This is a genomic window from Streptomyces sp. NPDC088387 (assembly GCF_044753385.1).
Classification (GTDB): domain Bacteria; phylum Actinomycetota; class Actinomycetes; order Streptomycetales; family Streptomycetaceae; genus Streptomyces.
The window spans coordinates 436554-444566 of record NZ_JBIVNC010000008.1; the positions used below are offsets into that span (position 1 = coordinate 436554).

The window sequence follows — 8013 nt, forward strand, 5'->3', positions numbered from 1 at the left end:
CCGTGCGGAGAAGCGTCCACACAAGAACCAGACTGCACTTCGCGGCGTCTGCCGACCGCGCAGACCCGTACAGAGAAGTACAACGTCGCACCTACGAGGAGCGTGCCCATGTCGTCGAATCCGGTCGCCGAGACCGTCGCCTCGCTGATGCCCACGGCGAAGGCGGAGCTCACCGAACTGGTGGCCTTCAAGTCGGTGGCGGACTTCGACCAGTTCCCGAGGAGCGAGAGCGAGGGTGCCGCGCGCTGGGTCGCGGACGCGCTGGGCGCCGAGGGTTTCCAGGACGTCGCCCTGCTCGACACCCCCGACGGCACGCAGTCGGTGTACGGATATCTGCCCGGCCCCGAGGGCGCGAAGACCGTGTTGCTCTACGCGCACTACGACGTGCAGCCGCCGCTGGACGAGGCCGCCTGGACGACCCCGCCGTTCACGCTGACCGAGCGCGACGGGCGCTGGTACGGGCGCGGTGCCGCCGACTGCAAGGGCGGCGTGATCATGCACCTGCTGGCGCTGCGCGCGCTCAGGGCCAACGGCGGCGTGCCGGTACACGTGAAGGTGATCGCCGAGGGTTCCGAGGAGATGGGCACCGGCGGCCTGGAGCGGTACGCCGAGGAGCACCCGGAGCTGCTCGCCGCGGACACCATCGTGATCGGCGACGCCGGCAACTTCCGGGTCGGCCTGCCGACGGTCACCACCACCCTGCGCGGCATGACGCTGGTCCGCGTCTCGGTCGACACCCTCGAAGGCAACCTGCACTCGGGCCAGTTCGGCGGCGCCGCCCCGGACGCGCTGGCCGCGCTGATCCGCGTACTGGACTCGCTGCGCGCCAAGGACGGTTCGACCACCGTCGACGGGCTGAGCGACGGTCCCGGCTGGACGGGGCTGAGCTACGACGAGGAGCAGTTCCGCAAGGACGCCAAGGTGCTGGACGGCGTGGAGCTGATCGGGTCCGGCACGGTCGCCGACCGGATCTGGGCCGCCCCTGCGGTCACGGTCCTCGGCATCGACGCCCCGCCGGTCGTGGGCGCCACCCCGTCGGTGCAGGCGCGCTCGCGGGCGCTGGTCAGCCTCCGGGTGCCGCCGGGCGTCGACGCGGCCGAGGCGACCCGGCTGCTCCAGGCCCACCTGGAGCGGCACACGCCGTGGGGCGCGCGGGTGAGCAGCGAGCAGATCGGGCAGGGCCAGCCGTTCCGCGCGGACACCACCAGCCCGGCGTACGCGGCGATGGCCGAGGCGATGGCGGTCGCGTACCCGGACCAGGAGATGCAGTACGCGGGCCAGGGCGGCTCGATCCCGCTGTGCAACACCCTCGCCGCCCTCTACCCGGACGCGGAGATCCTGCTCATCGGCCTCAGCGAGCCGGAGGCGCAGATCCACGCGGTCAACGAGAGCGTGTCCCCGCAGGAGCTGGAGCGTCTGTCGGTGGCGGAGGCCCTGTTCCTGCGCAACTACGCGGGGAGCTGACGGAGGGGCGGGCGCGGGTCCCGGGCTACGAACCGCGGGCAGCACCCGCCGACGCCGGACTCCTGGGCGGGGGGTGACCCCCCGCCCTCACCGCCGCCCACCCGACGCCGATCCGGAGACCCCGCCTCAGACGCCCTCACCGCCACCCGCCCGGCGCCGATCGGACAGTGCCTCGCTCCGATGCCGGTGACGGACACCCCGTGCGACTCGCTCGCGGACGGCGCCGGGGAGCACGCGACGGGCTTCCGCCGTCTGCCGGGCCTCCGCCAATTGCCGGGCCACCGGACTGCCGGGCCGCCGAGCTCCCAGGCTGCCGGGCCGCCGGACTCCCGGACTCCCGGGCTGCCGGGCCGCCGGGCTCCCGGGCCGCCGGACTCCCGGACTCCCGGGCTCCCGGACTCCCAGGCCGCCGGGCCGCCGGGCCGCCGGGCCGCCGGGCTGCCGGGACGCCGGGCTGCCGGGACGCCGGGACGCCGGGACGATCCTCTCCGAGTGGTCGGCACGCGGACCGGTGGCACCCCTGGGCTCCGAGTACTTCGGCGGTACCGGCGAGCAGCGGGCCGCCGTGCGGGCGCCCGGCACCGGCGAGGACGAGTCACGGCCGCAGGTCTGCACCGGCATCGTCGCTGCGGGAGCCGGCTCGGCCGACACCCGCCTCAGGCCCCCGCCCCCACCGGCACCCCCGCCTCCAGATAGAGGGCCGCGCCCCGCTCCCGGGCCCGCAGCGCCCAGCGCAGTCGTTCGTAGCGCACAGGGGGCAGCAGGTGGGCGGCCTCCTGTTCGGTGACGAACCGGCAGTCGCGCAGTTCGGGGCCGGGCAGCAGCAGCCGCGCCGCTTCGGTGGAGTCGAGGCTGCCGCCGTCGAAGAGCAGCCGCAGACCACCGTAACCGGGTGGTGCGGGCGGTTCCCAGTCGACGACGAGCAGCCGGGGTACGCCGTCGAGGCGGACGCCGGTCTCCTCGGCGACCTCGCGGATACCGGCCTGTGCGGGGGCCTCGCCGGCCTCGACGACGCCGCCGGGGAACTCCCAGCCGGGCTTGTAGGTGGGGTCGACGAGCAGCACGCGGTCCTGTTCGTCGAAGAGCAGCACACCGGAGGCGACGGTCTCGGCGGTGGGTTCCGGGGTCTGCACGATGTCGCTGACGGGCGCGGTCCCGGAGCCGACGGCCTCGGCGATGCGCACGGCGGTGTCGTACGGGGTGAGGGTGCCGTTGTCGACGGGGTGCGCGTCTGCGGCGAGCCAGCCGGCGAGGGCCGCCCGGAACGGCTCTATGTGGTCGTACGACCACTGCCGTACGCGTATCTCGCCGTCGGGGAGGTCGGCGGGTATCTCCCGCTGGGCTATGCGCTCGCGCAGGATCGTTTCGGCCGGGGTCAGAAGCAGATGGCGGACGCTGATCCGACGGGCGGCGAGGCCACCGAAGATCTCGTCGCGGTAGTCCTGGCGCAGCAGGGTCATGGGCACCACGAGGGTCCCGCCGAGTTCGGCGAGCATCGCGGCGGCCGTGTCGATCACCAGGCGGCGCCAGATCGGCAGGTCCTGGAAGTCGCCGACCTCGGCGAGGCGTTTGGGCGGCAGCAGATGTGTCAGCCCGCCACCGATGACCTCGGGGTCGAAGAGCGTGCTGTCCGGGATCAGCTCGATCAGTTCCCGTGCGGTGGTGGTCTTCCCCGCACCGAACGCGCCGTTGATCCAAACGATCACGTTTCCCCCTCTTCTGTTGGCCCCCTGAGGCTTGCCCGCTCCACCCTGCCACGGAAACCAGCCCCAGTTGAGGGTGCGTGAAAGCGCCGTGGGGGGGGGGGCCCCGGCGGGGGGGGGGGGGCCCCCGCGCGGGGGGGGGGGGGGGGGGGGGGGGGGGGGGGCGCCCCCCCGGCGGGGGGGGGGGGGGCGGGGGCGGGGGCCCCCCCCCCCCCCCCCCCCCCCCCCCCCCCCCCCGCGGGGGGGGCGCCCCCCGCGGGGGGGGCCCCCCCCCCCCCCCCCCCCCCCCCCCCCCCCCCCACGGCGCTCGGTCGGCGGTGCGGTCACTTGGCCTCGGCGCCGCCTCCGAGGGGGTTGTGGTCCATGGCCAGGCTCTCGCTGGCGATGGTCTTCTCGACGGTGTTCAGGGTGCCCGGCACGTCGACCTCGGTCAGATCGCTGCCGAGCCCGTGGGACGGGGTGACGGCCGCGACGACGAAACCGGTGGCGAGGGAGGCGATGGCCAGCATGCTGCGCTTCTTCATGCACGGCTCAACTGCACAGACGCCAGAGGGTCACGGCTGCCCCTTCGGGCACGGCAAAACAAACGGGATCCAACCCCTTCCAACAGACTCGGACAGGATCTACCGTGACCGCACGGATGGCATGGGCATGCTGTCATCCGATCTTTCGCGTTGGGAGGAACGTAATGACGCGCTACCTTCACCACCGCACGGCACGGAGACTGGTCGGACTGCTCACCGCCGGACTTCTCTGTACGGCGGGACTCGCGGCGCCGTCCGCACTGGCGGCCACCGCGCCCGCGGCCTCCGCCGAGGAGGCGACCACCCCGCCCGCCGCACCGGCCGCACCCACCCTGGACGACGGTCTCGCCCTCACCCCTCCGATGGGCTTCAACAACTGGAACTCCACCCACTGCCGTGCGGAGTTCAACGAGGCGATGGTCAAGGGAATCGCCGACATCTTCGTCGAGAAGGGCCTCAAGGCCGCCGGCTACGAGTACGTCAACCTCGACGACTGCTGGGCCCTGCCCTCCCGTGACGCGAACGGCAAACTCGTCCCCGACCCGGTCCGGTTCCCCAACGGGATCAAGGCCGTCGCGGACTACGTGCACTCCCGCGGCCTCAAGCTCGGCATCTACACCAGCGCCGGAGTGAAGACCTGCAACACCGCGGGCTTCCCGGGCGCGCTCGGCCACGAGTACAGCGACGCCCAGCAGTTCGCCGACTGGGGTGTCGACTACCTCAAGTACGACAACTGCAACAACGAGGGCGTGGACGCCGAACTGCGCTACACGACCATGCGTGACGCCCTGAGGGCCGCGTCGGCCACCACCGGCCGCCCGATCGTCTACAGCATCTGCGAGTGGGGCGAGAACCGGCCCTGGGAGTGGGCGCAGGACGTCGGCCATCTGTGGCGCACCACCGGTGACATCACCGACGAGTGGGGTTCGATGCTGTCGATCCTCAAGCGGAACCTGCCGCTCGCCCCGTACGCGGGGCCGGGCAACTGGAACGACCCCGACATGCTGGAGGTCGGCAACGGCGGCATGACGGACACCGAGTACCGCACCCACTTCTCCATGTGGTCGATCATGGCGGCGCCGCTGCTCATCGGCAGCGATCTGCGGGAGGCGTCCGACGAGACCTTCGAGATCCTCGGCAACCGCGAGGTCATCGCCGTCGACCAGGACCCGCTGGGCAAGCAGGGCGCGGTCGTGTCGTCGGAGGCCGGACGCTGGGTCGTCTCCAAGGAGATGAAGGACGGCAGCCGTACGGTGGCGCTGTTCAACGAGACCGGCACCGCGCAGCGCGTCAGCACCACCGCCAAGGCCGTCGGCCTGAAGGGCGCCTCCGGGTACACCGCCCGCGACCTGTGGCAGCACCGCAGCTACAACACCGCGGGCACGATCGCGGCGACCGTGCCCGCGCACGGCACGGTCCTGCTCCGCGTCCGGGCGGACTCCCGCTGGGCCACGCACCCGCCGGCCGTCGAATTCGGGCTGGACGCCCGCCCGTTCGTCGTCGGCGGTCAGCCGGCCACGCTCACGAGCCATGTCACCGACCTCGGCCGGACGGCCGCGAAGGACGTGTCCGTCTCTCTGCGCGGCCCCGAGGGCTGGAAGGTCCGCGCCACCTCGCCGACCACCGCCCGCTCGCTGCCGACCGGCCGCTCCCTCACCACCCGCTGGAAGGTCACCGCACCCGAGGGCACCGAGCCGGGCTCCTACGATCTGACGCTGCGCACGCGCTATCGCTCGCCGGACGGCCAACGCGTCCAGAACGAGCTGCCGTTGACCGCGACCGTGGCCGTGGCGCCGCCCGCGGGCACCTCGGCCCTGAGTGATCTGCCCTGGCTGTCGTCGGTCAACGGATGGGGGCCGGCCGAGCGCGACATGAGCAACGGCGAGCAGGCGGCGGGCGACGGCGCGCCCCTGACCATCGAGGGCACGGTGTACCGGAAGGGGCTCGGTGTGCACGCGGAGAGTGTGATCGAGTACTACACCGGCGGTCAGTGCGAGACGGTCACCGCGCACGTCGGCGTCGACGACGAGGCGCACGACACGGGCAGCGTCGCCTTCGAGGTCTGGGCGGACGACGAACGGACCGCCGCCAGCAGTGTGCTCACCACCGCGATGCCCGCCGAGTCGCTCACCGCGGACGTCACCGGCGCGACCGTGGTCCGGCTCCTCGTCACCGACGGCGGCGACGGCTCCACCTGGGACCACGCGGACTGGGGGGACATCCGTCTGAGCTGCTGACCCCGGCTTCCGGACAGGAGCGTCCCCGTCACCACGACGGGGACGCTCCTGTGCGTCGGGGCGTAACCGACGACGCCACCGACGGGGAGTCCGGCGTGCCGCGGGGAGCCGGCGCCCGGCACTGTCCGACTTCCGCCAGGTACTCGCTCATCGCGTCGCGGTTGCGGACGAGTACCTCGATCCGCTCGGTGAGCCGGTCCCGCTCGGCGGCCAGCAGGGCCAGCATCTCCGGGGTCGCGTCGGGAAAGTGGATCGAGCGCGGTTTGTCCAGGCACGGAAGGATCTGCTTGATGATGCGCGTGGGGAGGCCCGCGTCGAGCAGGCCGCGGATCTGGTTGACCCGGTCCACATAGCGGTCGTCGTAGTCCCGGTACCCGTTCTCGCCCCGGTCCGGGACGATCAGCCCCTGCTCCTCGTAGTAGCGCAGCAGCCGACGCGACGCGCCCGTCAGGCGCGACAGTTCACCGATCCTCACACCAGCCACCGATCCTCACACCCGCCGAAGCTACCCGGCACATCCGGGCTTGACCATCACACCTGTGTGAACGTTTCAGGATGCGGTCCATGACCACCACGTCCTGTGACCCACAGCCTCGTGCGCGACAGTCCGGCCTGCCCTGGTCGGCGCTGCTGGCCCTGGGCACCGCCGTCTTCATCACAAGCCTCACGGAGACCCTGCCCGCCGGTGTGCTGCCCGAGATGTCGGCCTCGCTGGGCACCAGTTCAGGTGCCACCGGCCAGGCCGTCACCGTCTACGCCGCCGGTACGGCCCTGACCGCCATCCCGCTCGCCGCGGCGACGGCGTCCGTTCCACGCAAACCACTGCTGCTCGGCGCCATGGCCGTGTTCCTGGTGGCCAACACACTGACTGCCGCCGCCCCCGGATACGCCGTCCTGCTCGCGGGCCGCTTCCTCGCCGGCGTGGCCGCGGGCCTCGCGTGGGCGATCCTCGCCGGCTACGCCCGCCGTATCGCACCCGCCGGTATGGAGGGGCGGGCCATCGCGGTGGCGATGGCCGGGATCCCGGTGGCGTTGTCCCTGGGAGTTCCCGCGGGCACCCTCATCGGTGAACAGGTGGGCTGGCGGGCGGCGTTCGGCGCTGTCTCCGTAGTCACTCTCGCCGTCATCGGCTGGATCGGCGCGTCCGTCCCCGGCGTGGGTCGGCCCGCCCCCGAAAAGGCGGACACCAACCATCCGGGCCCCGCGTCAGCGTCAGCATCAGCGAAGTCTTCCCTGCGACAGACCCTCGCGGTGCCCGGTGTCGCGGCGATCATGGCCACGGTCACGACGTTCGTCCTCGGGCACACGATCATCTACGCCTACATCGCGCCCTATCTGCGGCACGCCGGGCTCGGGGCGGCAACGGACGCGGTTCTCCTCGCCTTTGGTGTCGCCTGCCTGCTGAGCATCTGGTACGTCGGACGCCATGTCGACCGGCGTCCAAGGACGTTGACGGTCGCCGACGCGGCGCTGTTCACCCTCGCCACGGCGGCTCTCGCCGTCACCACCGCACACGCCATCGTCTGGATCGCCGCTGTCCTCTGGGGCCTGGGGTGGGGCGGTGCGCCGACCCTGCTGCAAACCGCGGCCGGACAGGCCGGGATGCGACGCGGCAGCGCCGCCGCCGACAGCGCGCAGGCCGTCCTCGTCACCCTCTGGAACGCGGCGATGGCCCTGGGCGGCATCATCGGAGGTCTCCTGCTGCAAAGCGCGGGTGTCTCCGCGGTCGCCGCGTCGGCCGCCGCCCTCGGAGCAGTCAGCCTGCTCATCGTCACCGGGGCCCGACACCACGCGTTCCGCAACATCCCGGCACTACCAACGCACCCCTGAAGCGGCGCCCGCCCCTCGCGCCGGCCACCGCAGAGAAGCCTCCGTACAAAGGCTCGGCGTCAGGAGTACCCACTTCACTCCTGGCGCCTCGGAGACTGTCATGGCGGCGTCCACGCGAGCCGGCGGCCCACGTGAACGTTCCTGCCCCGACCGACCGGCCCTAGTCTTCTGAGTCGGGAATTCTGTTCAGATAAGAGGCGAGGCGTTCAAGGATCTCGTCTGCGGTCTTGGTCCAGAGGTAGGGCTTGGGGTCGG

The 8013-nt window shown here is 72.5% G+C and carries 6 protein-coding genes; 3 read left to right on the top strand and 3 right to left on the bottom strand.

Translation table 11 applies throughout. The annotated features are described in order from the left end of the window. The first annotated feature begins 108 nt into the window (after window positions 1–108). On the top strand, window positions 109–1464 hold the full coding sequence (locus ACIQAC_RS23660; protein WP_402193925.1) for a dipeptidase: 1356 nt from the start codon (window positions 109–111) through the stop codon (window positions 1462–1464). 656 nt (window positions 1465–2120) lie between these two features. Here the strand turns inward: ACIQAC_RS23660 and ACIQAC_RS23665 are convergent. Both ACIQAC_RS23665 and ACIQAC_RS23670 read right to left on the bottom strand, forming a co-directional pair. Beyond that, the gene (locus ACIQAC_RS23665; RefSeq protein ID WP_402193926.1) at window positions 2121–3170 is read right to left on the bottom strand and encodes an NUDIX domain-containing protein; all 1050 of its coding nucleotides are present in this window, start codon (window positions 3168–3170) and stop codon (window positions 2121–2123) included. Between the two features lie 320 nt (window positions 3171–3490). Beyond that, a complete protein-coding gene (locus ACIQAC_RS23670) occupies window positions 3491–3691 on the bottom strand; it encodes a hypothetical protein (protein ID WP_402193927.1) in 201 nt (66 codons plus the stop codon). 164 nt (window positions 3692–3855) lie between these two features. Here ACIQAC_RS23670 and ACIQAC_RS23675 point away from each other — a divergent pair, with 164 nt between their 5' ends. Continuing rightward, on the top strand, window positions 3856–5928 hold the full coding sequence (locus tag ACIQAC_RS23675) for an NPCBM/NEW2 domain-containing protein (RefSeq protein ID WP_402193929.1): 2073 nt from the start codon (window positions 3856–3858) through the stop codon (window positions 5926–5928). Between the two features lie 28 nt (window positions 5929–5956). On the opposite strand, the gene ACIQAC_RS23680 is transcribed toward ACIQAC_RS23675, so the two are convergent. Continuing rightward, the gene (locus tag ACIQAC_RS23680; protein WP_402193931.1) at window positions 5957–6403 is read right to left on the bottom strand and encodes a MerR family transcriptional regulator; all 447 of its coding nucleotides are present in this window, start codon (window positions 6401–6403) and stop codon (window positions 5957–5959) included. An 89-nt stretch (window positions 6404–6492) separates the two neighbouring features. Between ACIQAC_RS23680 and ACIQAC_RS23685 the strand changes: the two genes are divergently transcribed. After that, a complete protein-coding gene (locus ACIQAC_RS23685) occupies window positions 6493–7758 on the top strand; it encodes an MFS transporter (RefSeq protein ID WP_402193933.1) in 1266 nt (421 codons plus the stop codon). Window positions 7759–8013 lie beyond the last annotated feature (255 nt).

What these genes read in the sequence shown, in the direction of transcription:
- ACIQAC_RS23675 (WP_402193929.1), top strand. Translation starts at nt 3,856, where the DNA reads ATGACGCGCTACCTTCACCACCGCACGGCACGGAGACTGGTCGGACTG.
- ACIQAC_RS23670 (WP_402193927.1), bottom strand. Translation starts at nt 3,691, where the DNA reads ATGAAGAAGCGCAGCATGCTGGCCATCGCCTCCCTCGCCACCGGTTTC.
- ACIQAC_RS23660 (WP_402193925.1), top strand. Translation starts at nt 109, where the DNA reads ATGTCGTCGAATCCGGTCGCCGAGACCGTCGCCTCGCTGATGCCCACG.
- ACIQAC_RS23685 (WP_402193933.1), top strand. Translation starts at nt 6,493, where the DNA reads ATGACCACCACGTCCTGTGACCCACAGCCTCGTGCGCGACAGTCCGGC.